Origin of the sequence: Aeromonas sp. R5-3, assembly GCF_040908225.1 — a bacterium.
Taxonomy (GTDB): Bacteria; Pseudomonadota; Gammaproteobacteria; order Enterobacterales; family Aeromonadaceae; genus Aeromonas; species Aeromonas dhakensis.
The window spans coordinates 296,516-314,833 of record NZ_JBFODH010000018.1; the positions used below are offsets into that span (position 1 = coordinate 296,516).

The window sequence follows — 18,318 nt, forward strand, 5'->3', positions numbered from 1 at the left end:
ATGGAAAACAAGACCATGGAACCAAGAGCGGTGGTGGAGGCCTACTGGCACGCCATGCAGAGCAATGATTTTGCCAAGGCAGCCCGCTGGCTGTGTGAAGATTTCATCTGCGACTGGCCCCAGTCGGGGGAGCGGATCGAGGGGCGTAGCAACTTCGTCGAGATCAACCGGCGCTATCCGGCGGCCGGGCCCTGGAATTTCGACGTCGTCCGCCTGCTGGAGCAGGGGCGGGAAGTGGTGACCGAGGTGCTGATCACCGATGGCGAGGTGGAGGCCCGTGCCATCACCTTTCACACGGTGCGCGGCAATGCCATCTGGCACCAGACCGAGTTCTGGCCCGATCTCTACGAGGCGCCGCACTGGCGTCGCCACTGGGTCACCACCATACCGCGGGAGCCGCAACCCGCCTGATCCCCTCCGCTGGCGCGCTACCGCCAGCGGAGGGGATCATGATGTGCCGTGATAAGCCCGTCGCCCGCCTCATGTTCCCCTTTTCATGATTTCCAGGCGCCCCACCGACATGACCTGGCTAGGGTGTTCCCGGTATTGCATCGCGGTTTGCGGCAAACATAAAACAACAGCCCCGCATAAGCGGGGCTGTTTGTTAGTTGGTACAGGTCAGGGATGGCGGGTTATACGGCCAGATAGTCCATGATCCCTTCGGCGGCCTTGCGACCCTCGTAGATGGCGGTGACCACCAGATCCGAGCCGCGCACCGCGTCACCACCGGCGAACACCTTGGGGTTGCTGGTCTGGAAGGCATACTCGGCCTGCTCCGGCGCCTTGATGCGATCCCGGCCGTCGAGCTCGATGCCGTACTCCGCCATCCAGGGCTGGGGGTTGGGCTGGAAGCCGAACGCCATCACCACCGCATCGGCAACCAGAACCTGCTCGGAGCCTTCAATGACTACCGGATTGCGGCGGCCGTTGGCATCGGGGGCGCCAAGCTCGGTGCTCACCACCTTGATGCCGCAGGTACGGCCGTGGGCGTCCAGCTCCACGCCGATGGGCTGGAGGTTGAACATAAATTCCACCCCTTCCTCCTGGGCGTTCTTCACCTCCCGCTTGGAGCCCGGCATGTTCTCGGCGTCGCGGCGGTAGGCACAGATCACCCGATCGGCCCCTTGACGGATGGCGGTGCGCACGCAGTCCATGGCGGTATCGCCGCCCCCCAGTACCACCACCTGCTTGCCGGCGAAGTCGATGTAATCGGCTTGCGCCTTCTCGAAGCCCAGCAAGCGGTTCGCGTTGGAGATGAGGTAGGGCAGGGCGTCGTAAACCCCCGGCGCAGACTCGTTCTCGAAACCGCCCTTCATATATTTGTAGGTGCCGACCCCGAGGAAGACCGCATCGAACTCGCCAAGCAGGTCGGCGAAGGTGACGTCACGGCCCACTTCGGTCTCGAGGCGAAACTCCACCCCCATCCCCTCGAAGATCTCGCGCCGACGCTGCATCACCTCTTTCTCCAGCTTGAAGGAGGGAATGCCGAAGGTGAGCAGGCCCCCGATCTCCGGATACTTGTCGAACACCACCGGGGTGACGCCGTTGCGTGCCAGCACGTCGGCACAGGCGAGGCCCGCGGGACCGGCGCCGATGACGGCGACCCGCTTGCCGGTCTTGACCACCTTGGAGAGATCAGGGCGCCAGCCCATCTCGAACGCCTTGTCGGTGATGTATTTTTCGATGTTGCCTATGGTCACGGCGCCGAAGCGATCGTTGAGGGTGCAGGCACCCTCGCACAGACGATCCTGCGGGCAGACCCGGCCGCACACCTCCGGCAGGCTGTTGGTCTGGTGGGAGAGCTCCACCGCCTCCAGAATGCGCCCCTCGTTGGCCAGTTTCAGCCAGTTGGGGATGTAGTTGTGCACCGGACACTTCCACTCGCAATAGGGGTTGCCGCAGTCGAGGCAGCGATCCGCCTGCATGCCGACCTGGGCCTGGTTGAAGGACTCGTAGATCTCCACAAACTGGATCTTGCGGATCTTGAGCGGCTTCTTGGGCGGGTCGACCCGCTGGACGTCGATAAACTGGAATACGTTCTGGCTCATAGGGTTCCCTCCTTATTGCGCCTGGATTCTGAGTTCTGCACTGGAACGGCTGGTGTGACCCAACAGGGACTTGACGTCGCTGGACTTGGGTTTGATCAGCCTGAACTTGGGCACATAGGAGTCGAAATTGGCCAGGATCTCCTCGGCGCGCGAGCTGCCGGTTTCGTTGAGGTGCGCCGTGATGATGCCGCGCAGGTGCTCCTGGTGGATGGCCAGATCCGCCACATCCAGCAGTTCAACCAGCTCGGGGTTGGTGCGCTTGGCGAAGCTGCCGCACTCGTCGAGCACGTAGGCAAAGCCCCCGGTCATGCCCGCCGCGAAGTTGACGCCGGTCTCGCCGAGCACGGTGACGATACCGCCTGTCATGTATTCACAGCCGTTGTCACCGATCCCCTCGACCACCGCGAGGGCCCCTGAGTTGCGCACCGCGAAGCGCTCGCCGGCGGTGCCTGCGGCATAGAGCTTGCCGCCGGTGGCGCCGTAGAGGCAGGTGTTGCCGATGATGGCCGCCTCGTGGGACTTGAACGCCACGCCGACGTGGGGCTTGATCACCAGCTTGCCGCCGGTCATCCCCTTGCCCACGTAGTCGTTGGCATCCCCGGTGAGGATCATCTCGAGGCCCCCCGCGTTCCAGACGCCGAAGCTCTGGCCGGCGGTACCGTTGAAGTGCACCTTGACCGGATCGGCCGCCATCCCCTGGTTGCCGTGGCGCTTGACGATTTCGCCGGAGAGGCGCGCCCCCACGGAGCGGTCGGTGTTGCGGATGTCGTAGCGGAACTCGCCACCGCTCATATTTTCCACCGCGTCCAGCAGGTCTTCCACCATCTTGAGGTTGAGCGGCCCCTTGTCGAAGGTGGGGTTGTGCTGCTGGCTGAACAGGCTGGAGCCTTCCGGTGCTACCGGGCGGGCCAGAATACCGGAGAGATCCAGCTTGGCTTGACGGGCGGTGAGGCCGGGCAGGGCCTCCAGCAGGTCGGTACGACCGATGAGGTCGGTGAGCTGGGTGACACCAAGCTGGGCCATCAGCTCGCGAGTCTCCTCGGCGATGAACTTGAAGTAGTTCATCACCATCTCCGGCAGACCGGTGAAGTGCTCGCGGCGCAGCTTCTCATCCTGGGTGGCGACGCCGGTGGCGCAGTTGTTCAGGTGACAGATCCGCAGGTACTTGCAGCCGAGCGCCACCATGGGGCCGGTGCCGAAGCCGAAGCTCTCGGCGCCGAGGATGGCCGCCTTGATGATGTCGAGACCGGTCTTGAGACCGCCATCCACCTGTAGACGCACCTTGTGGCGCAGGCCGTTGGCGACCAGGGCCTGCTGAGTCTCGGCCAGCCCCAGCTCCCAGGGGGAGCCAGCGTATTTGACCGAAGTGAGCGGGCTCGCGCCGGTGCCGCCGTCGTAGCCGGAGACGGTGATGAAGTCCGCGTAGGCCTTGGCCACGCCGCAGGCGATGGTGCCAACGCCGGGCTCGGAAACCAGCTTGACCGACACCAGGCAGTTCGGGTTGATCTGCTTGATGTCGAAGATGAGCTGGGCCAGATCCTCGATGGAGTAGATGTCGTGGTGCGGCGGCGGCGAGATAAGCGTTACGCCGGGTACCGAGTAACGCAGCTTGGCGATCTGGGCCGTCACCTTGTCACCGGGCAGTTGGCCCCCTTCGCCGGGCTTGGCGCCTTGGGCCACCTTGATCTGCACCACGTCGGCGTTCATCAGGTAGTGGGGGGTGACGCCGAAGCGCCCCGAGGCCACCTGCTTGATGCGCGAATTCTTCTCGGTACCGAAGCGCTTGGGATCTTCACCGCCTTCGCCGGAGTTGCTCTGACCGCCGAGGCGGTTCATGGCCACCGCCAGCGCCTCGTGGGCTTCCGGGCCCAGGGCGCCGATGGACATGGCGGCGGAGTCGAAGCGGGGGAACAGCTTGGCCGCCGGCTCCACCTGTTCCAGTGCCACCGGGTTGTCGACCTTCTTGAGGGTGAGCAGATCGCGCAGGGTGGCTACCGGCCGCTCGTTCACCAGACGGGCGTACTCCTTGTAATCGGCATAGTTGCCGGAGCGTACCGCGGTCTGCAGGGTCTGCACCACGTCCGGGTTGTAGGTGTGGTACTCGCCGCCGTGGACGAATTTGAGCAGGCCGCCCTGGGTGAGGGCCTTGCGAGCCAGCCAGGCCTGACGCGCCAGATTGAACTGATCCTGCTGGATGTCGGCAAAGTCGGCGCCCTGAATGCGGCTCGATACGCCGCGAAAACACATCTCGACCACGGCTTTGGAGAGGCCCACCGCTTCAAACAGCTGGGAGCAACGGTAGCTGGCCACAGTGCTGATGCCCATCTTGGACATCACCTTGTAGAGCCCTTTGTTGATGCCGTTGCGGTAGTTGAGCATGGCCTGGCGCAGGCTCATCTTGAGCACGCCCTCTTCTACCTGCTTGGCAAGGGTCTCGTAGGCGAGGTAGGGGTAGATGGCGGTGGCGCCAAAGCCCAGCAGCACCGAGAAGTGGTGCGGGTCGCGCACGCTGGCGGTCTCCACCAGGATGTTGGCGTCGCAGCGCAGGTTGTTGTCCACCAGGGTACGCTGCACCGCCCCCACCGCCATGGCGGCCGGGATGGGCAGGGTGTCGGCACTGACGTCCCGATCCGAGAGCACCAGCAGCACGGTGCCGGCCTTGGCGGCAGCCTTTGCCTCTTCACAGACGCGTAGAATGGCCGCTTCCAGCCCCTCTTCGGGTCTGAAGTTGAGGCTGATCACCTGATGGCGATAGTGCTCCCCTTCCAGGGCCAGCAGCTGGTGGAAGTCGGAGTAGAGCAGGATCGGCGACTGGAACAGCACCCGGTGGGCGTGGCCGAAGGTCTCGTTGAACACGTTCTGCTCGCGGCCGATACAGGTGGCCAGCGACATCACGTGGTTTTCTCGCAGCGGATCGATGGGCGGGTTGGTCACCTGGGCGAACATCTGGCGGAAGTAGTCGTACAGGGTGCGCTGGCTGGAGGAGAGCACCGCCATGGGGGTGTCATCCCCCATGGAGCCCACCGCTTCCTGGCCGTTTTCACCCAGTACCCGGATGATCTGATCCAGCTCCTCATAGGAGTAGCCGAACAGCTTCTGATAGGTTTTCAGCTGCTCGTCGGAGAACTCGCGGGCGCCGGTGCTGGCGTCATCCATCTGCTCGAACGGCACCAATCGCTTGCAGTGCTTGTCCATCCACTGCTTGTAGGTGTGACGGCTCTTGAGGTCGTCGTCGATCTCGAAGCTGGTCCAGATCTTGCCGTTGCTGGTATCCACCACGAACAGCTCGCCCGGGCCGACCCGGCCCTTCTCCAGCACCTCGTCCGGGGTGTAGTCCCAGGTGCCCACTTCGGAGGCCAGCGTGATGAACTTGTCCTTGGTGATGACATAGCGGGCCGGACGCAGGCCGTTTCTGTCGAGCGCACAGGTGGCGTAGCGGCCGTCGGTCATGACGATGCCGGCCGGGCCATCCCAGGGCTCCATGTGCATGGAGTTAAAGTCGTAGAAAGCGCGCAGGTCGTCATCCATGTTCGGGTGCTTCTGCCACGCAGGCGGGATCAACAGGCGCATGGCACGGAACAGGTCCATGCCGCCGGCCAGGAACAGATCCAGCATGTTGTCCAGGCTGGAGGAGTCCGACCCCGTGGTGTTGACGAAGGGGGCGGCTTCTTGCAGATCCGGGATCAGCGGGGTGGCGAACTTGTAGCTGCGCGCTTTGGCCCATTGGCGGTTGCCGGCGATGGTGTTGATCTCGCCGTTGTGGGCCAGATAACGGAATGGCTGCGCCAGCGGCCAGCGCGGGCTGGTGTTGGTGGAGAAGCGCTGGTGGAACACGCAGATGGCCGCCTGCATGCGGATGTCGGCGAGATCCAGATAGAAGCGCGGCAGGTCCACCGGCATGCACAGCCCTTTGTAGACGGTGACCAGGTTGGAGAGGCTGACCACATAGAAGTAGTCGTCGCTGATGCGCTTCTCGATGCGGCGGCGCACGATGTAGAGGCGGCGCTCGAGATCCTTGTCGACCCAGCCGGGCGGGGCGTTGACAAAGACCTGTTCAATGCTGGGCAAGGATGCCTTGGCGATGGAGCCGAGTACGTTGGTATCGATGGGCACCTTGCGCCAGCCGACCAGACTCAGGGTCTCCTTTTCCAGCTCCTCGTCGATGATGTCGCGCGTGGCCTGGGCCAGGATGGGATCGGGGTTGAGGAACAGCATGCCGACCGCGTAGTTGCGGCCCAGGTGCCATCCCTTCTCTTCGGCGACCGCTCTAAAGAAGCTGTCGGGTTTTTGCAGCAACAGACCGCAGCCGTCGCCGGTCTTGCCATCGGCGGAGATACCGCCGCGGTGCTGCATGCGAGCCAATGCTGACATCGCGAGACGGACAAGCTTGTGGCTGGCTTCACCTTCCATGTGGGCCAACAGGCCGAAGCCACAGTTATCCCTCTCCAGCTTTGGATCATATAGTGACATTGCATTTCTCCCTTGCTCGGCCTTGCATCGCGCTGTCGTCAACAGACTGCATAAATTGCGATTGGCTCTTGTGGTTCCGTCCGCCTGAGGTGGCGAATCTCCAAACTAATGGGATTTTTCGGCAAGGTCAATTGGACATCCCGGCTGTTTTCATTATTACAATGTCATAACAAAATCTCGATGCGCGAGGATAAATGGGGTGGTAATTGGCTATTGCTCTGGTGTTTTTTATTTTTGCGAGATTAAATCCTGATGTGTCGGGTTTTGTTGGTTGACTCGGTGGGTGTGGGTGTTTGTAGTAAATTTACCAATTCACTGCCGGAGTGGCTGGTTGAGATCACATTACTGATGTGAATGACTTGCATTTGCCAAATCCCCGTCTAAAGAAAAATTTTCATTATTCAACAGAATGTTAGCTAACAATTATGCAGCCATGCTGAAGGCTGGTCAGAAGGGGGATGGGTCTCGAAAGCGTCGAGAATGTCCGGTTAACTGATATTTATCCTGTTATTGGTGAATATTTATATGTTTTTCTGACTCTCGTATCCCTTGATCCAGCGCAGCACCCCGTACGGGCAAGCTCGTACAATGACGCTCCTTTACTGGAGGTGTCATGCAGTTACACGAACTCGTCAATACATTCGGCCAGGATCTCAAGCAGCGCCATGGCCAGAAGATCCACAAGCTCTCCATTCACGGCGCCTTCACCTGCCCCAATCGTGATGGCACCCTGGGGCGTGGTGGCTGCACCTTCTGCAATGTCTCCTCCTTTGCCGACGAATCGGCCCAGCAGCTCTCCGTGGTGCAGCAACTGCTGGCCCGTCGGGACGAAGTGACCCGCGCCAAGCGCTATCTCGCCTATTTTCAGGCCTATACCAGCACCTATGCCGAAGTGGAGTACCTGCAGCGCATGTATGAAGAGGCGCTGTCGGTGAGCGACATGGTGGGCTTGTGTGTGGGGACGCGCCCAGATTGCGTGCCGGATGCGGTGCTGGACCTGCTGGCCGGTTATCAGGCCCGGGGTTACGAGGTGTGGCTGGAGCTGGGGCTGCAGAGCGCCAACGACAAGACGCTGCAGCGCATCAACCGGGGCCACGGCTATGCCGCCTATGTGGATGCGGTGACCCGGGCCCATCAGCGGGGCATCAAGGTGTGTGCCCACCTCATCGTGGGTTTGCCCGGCGAGGTGCCGATGAACAGCCTGGATACCCTGCACCGTATCGTGGATACCGGCGTGGAGGGGATCAAGCTTCACCCGCTGCATGTGGTGGAGGGCAGCACCCTCGGCAAGGCCTGGCAGGCGGGGAGGCTCGATGTCTTGAGTCTGGATCAGTATGTCGAGGCGGCAGTCGCCATGATCCAGCACACCCCCCCCGAAGTGGTGTATCACCGCATCTCGGCTTCAGCGCGCCGGCCAACCCTGTTGGCCCCCGCCTGGTGCGAGAACCGCTGGACAGCGATGGCTGATATTGCTAGTGCGCTGGCCCGCACCGGTCCTCAGGGTCAGGCGTTGGGGCGCCCGTTTTCCCTTGTGGGCAATATTGATTAGGTCGTCAGATTTCATTAAAAAAACAGTGGGTTATTAGATGAAATTCAGTCTTTGCGGTATAGTTTCGGTAAAATTGTCTTGATATAGTACTTGGCTTGAAAAAGATATCATTATCAATAAGCTTGTATTATTTCCAATTTGGACGGGATATATCGGGCATGGCGCCACCCTGTGTCGCGATCAACAGCCTGACCTGCCGTCCCCGCTTTGGGCATAATGCCGTTCAGGTCTGTCGATGACATCCAGTGTCATGTACCTGTGCTTTTAGTGTGTATCAGGCTGTAGCTCCTTTTTTGGGGAGCGCTGTTCTTTATGTCACGGGCATGTCTGCGCCAACGATGCCCGTGAGGCTTGAATATCGGTATGGCGAGACAGCCGGCCCAATCATGCAGTGACAGGATGCTATGCAAGCAGAAACTAACCGTATTGACGAGTTGTTGGAGTGCCTGGTCTTTCTGACCCGCTTTTATGGGGTACCCAACAGCAAGGACGCTCTCACCACCGGCCTGCCGCTGGTATCCGGTCTGCTGACGCCCAATCTGTTCGGCCGTGCCGCCGAGCGGGGTGGCTTGTCCGCCCGGGAAGTCATCCAGTCTCTCGACGAGATCTCCCCCCTGTTGCTGCCCTGTGTGCTGCAGATGCGCAACGGCGGCGCCTGCATTCTGCTGGAGTGGAACGAAGACAGAACCCAGGGCAAGGTGATCTTCCCTCAGGCGGGGGATGCGGCCCAGTGGCTGAGTGCATCTCAACTGGGTGATGAGTATCTGGGGCGGCTGTTTTTTGTCAAAAAGCAGTTCAAGTTCGATGAGCGTTCACCCAAGGTGCTGGAGACCCGCGATGGTCACTGGTTCTGGAGCACCCTGCTCGAATCTCGCGGCATCTATCGGGATGTGCTGGTCGCCTCCATCCTCATCAACCTGTTTGCCGTCGCCAGCCCTCTGTTCACCATGAACGTCTACGACAAGATAGTGCCCAACCTGGCGTTTGATTCGCTCTGGGTACTGGCGGTTGGCGCCATGGTGGTGTTCACCTTCGACTTCGTGATGCGCCAGCTGCGCAGCTACTTCATCGACATCGCCGGCAAAAAGTCCGATGTGCTGCTATCAGCCAAGATCTTTGCCAAGGTGATGGGGATGCGGATGGAGTCGCGTCCTGCGTCGACCGGCGCCTTTGCCAAGCATCTGCAGGAGTTTGAATCGGTGCGGGAGTTTTTCACTTCCGCGACGGTATCTACCCTCATCGATCTGCCCTTTGCCATCTTCTTCCTGTTCATCATCTGGATCTTTGCCGGTGTCATGGTGGTGGTGCCCATCGTGGCCATGGTGATCCTCATCATTTACAGCTTCTATATCCAGGCGCCGCTCAAACAGTCCATCGAAGAGGGCTCACGGCTGGCTTCCCAGAAAAACGCCAACCTGATCGAGAGCATCTCGGGCCTCGAAACCGTGAAAATCTTTGGTGCCGAGAGCATGTTTCAGCACCGCTGGGAGCAGGCTGTGTCCCACATTTCGACCTGGGGCGTACAGACCCGTCGCATTACCAACTCCATGTCATCGCTGGCCAGCTACATCCAGCAGGTGGTGACGGTGGCACTGGTGATTGTCGGGGTTTACCAGATCTCGGAAGGACTGGTCACCATGGGGGGCATGATTGCCGCCGTCATGCTGTCGAGCCGCGCCATCGCGCCCATGGTACAGCTGTCGGTTCTCTCGACCCGCTACAACCAGGCAAAGTCTGCATTGGAGATCCTGGAGAAGATCATGATCACGCCGGGCGAGCAGGAGGAGGGCAAGCAGTACATCCACCATCCCGTGATCTCCGGTCGGATCGAGTTTGACAAGGTATCGTTCAAGTATCCCGGGATGGAAACCAGCACCCTGCACAATATCAACCTGCGCATCGAGCCGGGTGAGAAGGTGGCCATCATTGGCCGGATCGGGGCGGGCAAGACGACGCTCGAGAAGATTTTGATGGGCCTCTATCGGCCTACCGACGGCTCGGTACGGCTCGATGGTTTTGAACTCGATCAGCTGCCGGCCTCGGTGATCCGCCGCAATATAGGCTGTGTGCCACAGGATGTGACCCTGTTTTTTGGCTCGGTACGCGACAACATCATGCTGGGCAATCCGCTGGTGGATGATGTGCGAGTCATGCGGGCTGCCAAGCGGGCCGGGGTGACCAACTTCACCAACCGGGATCCCAATGGGCTGGATAGACAGATAGGGGAAGGGGGCCGTCAGCTCTCCGGTGGTCAGCGTCAGGCCATCTTGCTGGCCCGGGCCTTGCTCAATGATCCCCCCATACTGGTAATGGACGAACCGACCTCCAACATGGATAACCAGTCGGAGATGCAGGTCAAGCATGAGCTGGCCAGGCTTGGGCCGGAAACGACCCTGATCGTCATCACCCACAAAACCACCATGCTTGACGTAGCCTCACGGGTCATCGTGATCGAACAGGGCCAGGTGGTGGCCGATGGTCCGAAGGAAATGGTGTTGCAACAGCTGAAAGAGGGCAAGGTGCGCGTACAGGAGGCCTCCAATGGCTAAGTTTGGCCTGTTCAAGAAGGCGCCTTCCGATACTGTGTTGCCGGCCCCGGAACACCTTGAGTTTGTGGATGACGGTGCGGCCGCCGTCCTGCTGAGTACCCCGACGCGGGCACGTGCCCTGCTGTGGGCCTGCTTCCTGTTTTTCATGAGTGCCATCATCTGGGCAGCCTGGGCCGAGCTTGATGAGGTGACCGTCGGCCAGGGCAAGGTGATCCCGTCACGTCAGTTGCAGGTGATCCAAAACCTGGAGGGGGGGATCGTCAAGGAGATCTTCGTGAAGGAAGGGGATATCGTCGAGAAAGGGCAGCCACTGCTGCGCATCGATGATACCCGTTTCCGTTCCGACTTTCGGGAGCGGGAGCAGGAGCTGGTGACCCTCAAGGGGGACATCGCCAGATTGCGGGCGGAGATCCAGAGCGTGGTGGTCAAGACCGGCCCCAATCTGGGTTGGCGTGAACAGGTGGTGGTTGAAAAGCAGCCCATCGTTTTTCCGGACGGTTATGAGAACGTGTTTGCCGAATATGCGACACGGGAAAAGTCGGTGCAGAATGAGCGCCTCAACAACCTGAGCAACCAGCTCTATATTCTTGGTCAGCAGATCGAGCAGAAAGAGCAGGAGACCATAGAGCTCAATGCCAAAATAAGGACGGTGGCACGCAGTGTGGATCTGGCGCGCCAGGAGCTCAATATCAGCCGTCCCCTGGCCAAAGAGGGGATCGTGCCCCAGGTTGAGTTGATCAAGCTGGAGCGCCAGGTCAACGAGATGCAGGGGGAGCTTGAGAGCAATAGGCTGCTGATCCCCAAGCTTGACTCCGTGTTGCGGGAAACCATCTCCAAGCGCAACGATATTGCGCTGAAGTTTCGGGCCGATTCGCAAACCGAACTCAACGAGCGGCAGGGCAAACTGAGCCAGTTGTCCGAGGGGCAGGTGGGATTGCGTGACCGAGTGGATCGCACCAGCGTCATCGCTCCGCTCAAAGGGACCATCAAGAAGCTCAAGATCAATACCCTGGGTGGCGTTGTCCAGCCCGGCATGGATCTGATGGAGATAGTACCGCTGGAAGACACCCTGCTGGTCGAAGCCAAGGTGTCGCCGAAAGATATCGCATTCCTGCGACCGGGGCTGGAAGCCGTGGTCAAGATCACTGCCTATGACTTCACCATTTATGGTGGATTGCATGGCAAGGTTGAGCAGATAAGTGCCGACTCAATTCAGGATGAAGATGGCAATTCCTTCTACCTGGTTCGGGTACGCACCGAGAAGAGTTACTTGGGCGATGAGCTTAACGCACTTCCCATCATCCCCGGTATGTTAGCCAGTACAGATATTATTACTGGTAAAAAAAGTGTCCTAGACTATTTGCTTAAGCCGATATTACGGGCAAAGCAGTCGGCACTGAGAGAACGATAAGCCAACAATCTAAAAACAACATGACTGGAGATACCATGAAGAAGACGATTGTTGCCATGTTAGTAAGTGGCGCTGTGCTGTTCCCGGGCCTAAGCCAGGCACAAACACTGGAGGAGTCAGTGGCACAGTCATTGGCTACCCATCCCAAAATCAAGGAAGCTTTTGATCTCTATCAGGCGCGACTGTATCAGCATGACGGGGCCAAAGGTGGTTACTACCCCACCATCGATCTGCGTGGCGGTGTCGGCTATGAGAAGACTGATAGTCCATCAACTCGTCTTAACCCCAATAGTGACGATTCGATGACCCGTAAAGAGGCCGGCATCAGCCTGCGCCAGATGTTGTTCGACGGCTTCAACGTCAGCAGCAACGTGGCACGTACTGATGCCGAAGCCAATGCCCAGCGCCTGGCCATGATCTCCGAGGCTGAGAACACGGCACTGCGGGTGGCCGAGGTCTACCTCAACATGCTGCGCCAGCAGGAGATCCTGGAGCTGTCCAAGCAGAACCTGGAAACCCACGAACAGATCCGTAGCGACATCAGCAAGCGGACCGATTCGGGGTTGGGTTCGACCGCTGACCAGACCCAGATCGATGGTCGGGTAGCCAGAGCCTACGCCAACCAGGCTGCCGCCGAGAACAACTATCGCGATGCCGAAAGTGAGTTCATCCGGGTGGTCAACGAGATGCCAAAAGATTTGGTACAGCCGGTTCCGGATGCTCAGCTCATTCCTAGCAGCCTGGATGCGGCACTGAAGACGGCAACCGAAGTTCACCCAACGCTGCTCTCCTCCCTGCAGGATATCGAAGCCGCCAAATACCAGCATGAAGGTTCCAAATCCGGTTTTTATCCCAACGTCACCTTTGAAGTGGATCAAAACTGGAATGAGGATATCGATGCCGTCAAGGGGCGCAACGATGACCTGACCGCCATGGTTCGGATGCGCTACAACTTGTTCCGCGGTGGTTCCGATCTGGCCCAGAGCAAGGCCACTTCCGCACTCTATTCCCAGGCCAAGGATATTCACATGAATGCCTTCCGTCAGGTAGAGGAAGGAACCCGCCTGGCCTGGAACGCAAAAGAGTCTTTGGCTAAACAGAAGACCTTCCTGAAAGAACACGTGGATGCAAGCTATGACACTGTGCAGGCGTACAAGAAGCAGTTTGGTCTCGGTCAACGTACCTTGTTGGACGTATTGAACACCGAAAACGAATTGTTTGAAGCGCGCCGCAGCTACATTACAGCCGAGTATGACTCCCTGCTGGCGGATTATCGGATCCTCAATGCCACTGGCAGCCTGCTCAACGCATTCAATGTGAAGCAGCCGGCCGATTGGCAAGCCAAACAGTAATGGAGTGCGCATCAGGTTTGATGCGAGTGAAAGGGATGGTTGCAGCCGGACTGCCGCCATCCCTTGTCTCTGACGGCCATCTCTGGCCAATGCAGTGAGTACCATTGGATCTGTCGAAGATGCATGTGACCGGATGGGATAGAGCAAGCAGTATCGGCATGGCGTCAACCTCCGGTTTGACCCAGTTGCTGCGCGCTCGCTGGTTACGCTGGTCACTTTGGCTGCTGCTGATATCTCTGCCGCTACTGCTCTCCGCCAGTCAGCCTCTTACCCCTGAAGATCTCAAACTGGTACAACGGGCTCAGGAGACCTACGGCGTCAGAGCCGGCAAACGGGTTACCACCTGGCGCACACTGGTAATGCAAAACCGCGCTGCCGGCCTGACCGACCGTCAGAAGCTGGAGAAGGTTAACCAGTTTTTCAACCAGATGCGGTTTATCGACGACATCAAGTTGTGGCGAAAAAAAGACTACTGGGCAACCCCGCTGGAGTTTTTGGGAGCGGCTGGTGGCGATTGTGAAGACTTCAGCATTTCAAAATACTTTACCCTGCTGGAGCTGGGTGTTCCGGATGAAAAGATGCGGATGGTCTATGTCAAGGCATTGGATTACAACCAGTTTCATATGGTCGTCGCTTACTATGAAACACCGTCTGCGGTGCCCGTCATTTTGGATAATTTGATAGGGTCGATCCGGCCTGCCAGTCAACGTAGGGATCTGGTGCCGATATACAGCTTTAACGGTAGTCACTTGTGGTTGATGAAGGCGCGTGGTCAAGGGGAACTGGCTGGACAGTCCTCACGCCTGGGATTATGGAATGATTTACGCAATCGCATGACGTCGGGGCGATTGGCTCAGCCTGTGTTGAATTTGGATGATTAACCTATGACGCTCTACAGACAATTATTGGCAACCATGTTGATCCTGTTCGGGTTGTTGTTTGCAGCTACCTATTGGGTGCAATTCAACTCGACTCGTACCTATCTGGCCCAACAGCAGGAAACCACCGTCATCAATACAGCCACGTCTCTGGGGCTGGCACTGACCCCTTATCTGGAAAATGGTGACAAGGTGGGGGCTGAGTCCGTCATTCAGGCGATATTTGACGGGGGATATTATCGTCTGGTCCGTCTGGACTTGCTGGCTTCCAAGGATGTCATCGAGCAGGAAAATACCAATAACATTCAAGGTGTTCCCCAATGGTTCATCAATCTTGGGTTGTTTCCCGAGGTATCCAATGAGTCGATCCTGACATCGGGCTGGCTGCAACTGGGTAAATTGAAGGTCGTTGGTCATCCCGGCCAGGCCTATTACGAGTTGTGGCGCGGAATGAGTGAGCTTGCCAGCTGGTTCCTGATAGGTTTTCTGATCACCACCATCTTGCTCATGCGGGCACTCAACTACCTGCTCAAGCCGCTCAAGCAGATTTGTGAGCAGGCCGTCGAGATAGAGCTGCATCACTTTGGTCATGCCATTCCCGAACCCAAGACCCATGAATTGAAACAGGTGGTTCAGGCCATCAATACCCTCTCCAGCAAGTTGGCCGTGCAATTCAAAGAGCAGGCCGACGAGGCTGAAAAACTGCGGGAGCGGGTCTACGTCGACGCCGTTTCCGGCTTGGGCAACCGGGCTTATTTCGTGGGTCAGGTCAACGCCTGGATTGCAGAGGCTGGTCAAGGGGGGGTCATGCTGGTTGCCGTCGACATGCTGGACGAGCTGTACCGCGAAGAGGGATTTGCTGCGCGTGACAACATGGTCAAATCGATAGCCCAGGCTTTGAAAGAACAATTGAAAGGGTGGGATGGCTCTGCTGTGGCGCGGATCTCGGCAACGGAATATGCCCTGTTGTGCCCGACAGATGACCTTTCCCAATTGAAGGATTTGGCTGAAGTGATCAACAGTCGCATCGCCGATCTGGTGGTAAATCCCATGGGTGAGGGGGGCGCCTTGTCCGTCATTGGTATTGCTGGGCGAGATGGTAACGATGATTTGTCGGCACTGCTGACCAAGGCTGACAATGCGCTGGGCCGGGCCCGCAATGAACGTCGTGGTGCCGTGGTCATGGAAGGGGGCACAGATCAGGGGTTGATGGGACGCCTGGCTTGGCGTGATCTGGTTCAGGATGCGATTGCACGGCATTTGTGGCGTTTCAAGGCGCAGCCAGCCTGCCGATTTGATAATGGTCTACGTATGCATGCAGAACTGTTTGCCTCTATCTCTCGCGATGGTACCGATTATTTCGCAGGCCAGTTCCTGCCTGCCATCGAGCAGTTCAAGCTGGGTGGTGAGTTTGACCAGGCAATACTGGATGCGTCAGTTCCATTAATGCAGCAGCAACCTGATCTGGTCCTGGCGGTCAATATTACGGCTGGCTCGCTGTGCTCAGATGAATTCCGTACTTGGCTGACCGGTTATCTGAGCGACAATGCCGGATTGAAAGAGCGCTTGCTGTTCGAGATCCCTGAAGCCGCTATCATGAAGCACAAGGAGCATGTGACCGCTCTGGTTCATGTTCTGCAAGAGCATGACTTTCAGTGGGGTGTGGATCACTATGGACGCCACTTCCAGTCACTGGGGTATCTGGAGGAGCTTGCGCCTTCCTATGTCAAGGTTGACCACGGCTATACCAGCCAGGTTATGGAGCCTGGGGCTGATACTTCCTTCCTGGCTGCGGTATGTCGTGCCGCCCACAATGCCGGCGTTACAACCATTGCGACCAGAGTGGAAGATCAACACCAGGTCGAGTTGCTCTCAAAGCTTCATATCGATGGTTACCAGGGCTTTGTACACCCGGCATTTCCGTTGCCGTGAGCATGACCAAGTATTTCAGGGGCCCACAAGGGCCCCTTTTTTATTCGAAAAATTAATAAGCATGCTTATTCTCAGTTTAATTAAACTAGATGGTTTCATTTGGTGTCGCGCAACTGATTGATTTGACGATATAAAAAAGAACATTCGATTTCGTACATTTCCCCTCCCCAGTTTTGACACGAATCCCATACATTTTTGCAACGGATGCAAGAAACACGGACATCTATGGTGTAGACATCGAGATCCGTCACGTTGGAGCAATGGACATGCGTACCCAAATCATCGACAAAACCGTTGTGGTTTCTGCAGTTGAAGGCAATGTGCAAATCGTGCTGGCTGATGGAAGCAGCCGCCCTCTGCAAAAAGGAGAGATCCTGCAACCCGGGGCAAAGCTCAACATTGCAGATGATGCCAAATTGTTATTGGCGCCCTACGATGATTCACCGGCGGCTGCCACACCGGATGCTCCTGCCCATGATGCGCCTGCTACCGGCCAGCCACCGGCTCCGGATGCCGGAAATGCGGCCTCTCCTGATATAGCCGCCTTGCAAAAGTCGATTTTGCAAGGGGTTGACCCGACGCAAAACTTTGAAGCGTCAGCTGCGGGTGGTGCTCCGGCTGCAGGTGGTGGCGGTGGGATCGGTGGGGTTGCTGGAGCCAGCGGTAACGGTGGTTTTGTAACCATCGACAGGATTGGCGATGCCACTATCGCCGCCGCCGGGTTTGACACTACCTACCAAGCTGAGCCGGTGGTGGATACCCAGCAGATAGCGGAGCCCTTGCTGGTCAATGAGCTGACGGATCAGGGAGAGCAACTGACCGTTGCTGAAGACGGATCTCTGAGTGGTAATCTGCTGGATAACACGGTGAATACCGATGGGCCGCAGGCTGCGTCAGTACTGATCTTCACCTGGGGGGACAATGCCAATATAGCTGCCGGTACCAGCGTGACCATCGATGGGGTAGGTACGCTCATCGTCAATACGGATGGCAGCTTCACATTCACACCGGCCCCCAACTACGATGGCGCCGTTCCACCAGTGATATATACCGTGACTGATGGCACCGACACGGTGCAATCCACCTTGGAGTTGACGATCACCCCCATCAATGATCTCGCCGATGAGGGAGAGAGTGTGGTGGTGACGGAAGATGTAGCCGTATCGGGCAATCTGCTTGCCAACACCATCGACAATGATGGTCCGCAGGCGGCTTCCGTGTCTGGATTTAGCTGGGGTGGGGTTGCCAATGCCACCCTAGGTACACCTGTCAGCCTGGCAGGGATCGGTACTCTGCTGATCAATGCGGATGGTAGCTATCAGTTCACGCCGGCTCCCAATTATGATGGTCCCGTTCCCGCCGTCAGCTACACCGTCACCGATGGTGTAGATACCGTCCAATCCACTTTGACCATCACTATCACGCCGGTTGATGAACCGGTCGAACTGGCTGGTTTGCAGGTGGAAGGAGGAGAGCTGACGCTCAATGAAGCCTCTTTGGCAGATGGCAGTAATCCCAATGCAGCAGCCTTGACTCAGAGCGGTATTTTTACCTTCAGTGCGGCCGATGGTGTCCAGAGTCTGACCCTGGGTGGTGTTGCACTGATCACCAATGGACAAACCATCACTTCGTTCCCGCAAACCATCGCCAGCCCGTTGGGCAATCAGTTGACTGTTACTGGCATCAATTACAACCCTGCAACTGGAACGGGGAGTGTGAGTTACAGCTATACGCTGAACGACAGCGAGACACACACTCAACCAGCTAACGATGCATCACTGGTGGAGAGTTTCAATGTTGTGCTGGTCGATCCGGATGGTGACACAGCCAATGGCAGTCTGGATGTCGTCATTCTGGATGATGTTCCCAGTGTCACCCTGACCTCCAATACGCAAGGGCTGGGCACGGTATCCGTGGACGAGAGCCTGGTCAGCCTGGGTGGAGTGGGCGGTGACGGGGTGGCCAGTGCCAGCCTGAGCGCGGCCGACGTGCAGGCCCAGTTCAACCCGGCCTTCGGGGCCGACGGGGCGGGCAGCATCGGCTACAGCCTGGCGCTGAGCGGCAGCAACGTGGCAAGCGGCCTCTATGCGGTGGATCCGCTGGCTGCCAACGGCCAGGGGGCGGCGATC

General features: G+C 58.3%; 10 protein-coding genes. 8 read left to right on the plus strand and 2 right to left on the minus strand.

Annotated elements, in window-relative coordinates:
- Window positions 1–411 (plus strand): nuclear transport factor 2 family protein, encoded by a 411-nt coding sequence (locus AB5Y95_RS09710; protein WP_017780767.1) that lies wholly within the window; start codon window positions 1–3, stop codon window positions 409–411.
- A gap of 221 nt (window positions 412–632) precedes the next feature.
- On the opposite strand, the gene AB5Y95_RS09715 is transcribed toward AB5Y95_RS09710, so the two are convergent.
- Window positions 633–2,048, minus strand: a complete 1,416-nt coding sequence (locus AB5Y95_RS09715; protein ID WP_368160772.1) for an FAD-dependent oxidoreductase — start codon at window positions 2,046–2,048, stop codon at window positions 633–635.
- Between the two features lie 12 nt (window positions 2,049–2,060).
- Entirely contained in the window at window positions 2,061–6,518 is a 4,458-nt protein-coding gene (gltB, locus tag AB5Y95_RS09720) for a glutamate synthase large subunit (RefSeq protein ID WP_368160773.1), read from the minus strand.
- Window positions 6,519–7,131: 613 nt separating this feature from the next.
- On the opposite strand from gltB, the gene AB5Y95_RS09725 reads away from it, so the two are divergent.
- The 7 genes from AB5Y95_RS09725 to AB5Y95_RS09755 form a co-directional block, all read left to right on the plus strand.
- Window positions 7,132–8,067 carry a TIGR01212 family radical SAM protein gene (locus AB5Y95_RS09725; RefSeq protein WP_005302552.1) on the plus strand — a complete coding sequence of 312 codons (936 nt, stop codon included), beginning with the start codon at window positions 7,132–7,134 and terminating at the stop codon, window positions 8,065–8,067.
- A 404-nt stretch (window positions 8,068–8,471) separates the two neighbouring features.
- A complete protein-coding gene (locus AB5Y95_RS09730) occupies window positions 8,472–10,616 on the plus strand; it encodes a type I secretion system permease/ATPase (protein ID WP_010633572.1) in 2,145 nt (714 codons plus the stop codon).
- Complete coding sequence (locus AB5Y95_RS09735) at window positions 10,609–12,027, plus strand: HlyD family type I secretion periplasmic adaptor subunit (RefSeq protein ID WP_005302548.1); 1,419 nt, start codon at window positions 10,609–10,611, stop codon at window positions 12,025–12,027. Before AB5Y95_RS09730 ends, AB5Y95_RS09735 begins: the two co-directional genes overlap by 8 nt.
- 35 nt (window positions 12,028–12,062) lie before the next feature.
- Window positions 12,063–13,379, plus strand: a complete 1,317-nt coding sequence (locus AB5Y95_RS09740) for a TolC family outer membrane protein (RefSeq protein ID WP_024943445.1) — start codon at window positions 12,063–12,065, stop codon at window positions 13,377–13,379.
- Between the two features lie 158 nt (window positions 13,380–13,537).
- Window positions 13,538–14,260, plus strand: a complete 723-nt coding sequence (locus AB5Y95_RS09745; RefSeq protein WP_017766671.1) for a transglutaminase-like cysteine peptidase — start codon at window positions 13,538–13,540, stop codon at window positions 14,258–14,260.
- Between the two features lie 3 nt (window positions 14,261–14,263).
- Entirely contained in the window at window positions 14,264–16,189 is a 1,926-nt protein-coding gene (locus AB5Y95_RS09750; protein WP_368160775.1) for a LapD/MoxY N-terminal periplasmic domain-containing protein, read from the plus strand.
- Window positions 16,190–16,455: 266 nt separating this feature from the next.
- A partial coding sequence (locus AB5Y95_RS09755) for a retention module-containing protein (protein WP_368160777.1) occupies window positions 16,456–18,318 on the plus strand: 1,863 nt, incomplete at its 3' end.

What these genes read in the sequence shown, in the direction of transcription:
- AB5Y95_RS09730 (WP_010633572.1), top strand. Translation starts at nt 8,472, where the DNA reads ATGCAAGCAGAAACTAACCGTATTGACGAGTTGTTGGAGTGCCTGGTC.
- AB5Y95_RS09715 (WP_368160772.1), bottom strand. Translation starts at nt 2,048, where the DNA reads ATGAGCCAGAACGTATTCCAGTTTATCGACGTCCAGCGGGTCGACCCG.
- AB5Y95_RS09740 (WP_024943445.1), top strand. Translation starts at nt 12,063, where the DNA reads ATGAAGAAGACGATTGTTGCCATGTTAGTAAGTGGCGCTGTGCTGTTC.
- AB5Y95_RS09745 (WP_017766671.1), top strand. Translation starts at nt 13,538, where the DNA reads ATGGCGTCAACCTCCGGTTTGACCCAGTTGCTGCGCGCTCGCTGGTTA.
- AB5Y95_RS09735 (WP_005302548.1), top strand. Translation starts at nt 10,609, where the DNA reads ATGGCTAAGTTTGGCCTGTTCAAGAAGGCGCCTTCCGATACTGTGTTG.
- AB5Y95_RS09710 (WP_017780767.1), top strand. Translation starts at nt 1, where the DNA reads ATGGAAAACAAGACCATGGAACCAAGAGCGGTGGTGGAGGCCTACTGG.
- AB5Y95_RS09750 (WP_368160775.1), top strand. Translation starts at nt 14,264, where the DNA reads ATGACGCTCTACAGACAATTATTGGCAACCATGTTGATCCTGTTCGGG.
- AB5Y95_RS09725 (WP_005302552.1), top strand. Translation starts at nt 7,132, where the DNA reads ATGCAGTTACACGAACTCGTCAATACATTCGGCCAGGATCTCAAGCAG.
- gltB (WP_368160773.1), bottom strand. Translation starts at nt 6,518, where the DNA reads ATGTCACTATATGATCCAAAGCTGGAGAGGGATAACTGTGGCTTCGGC.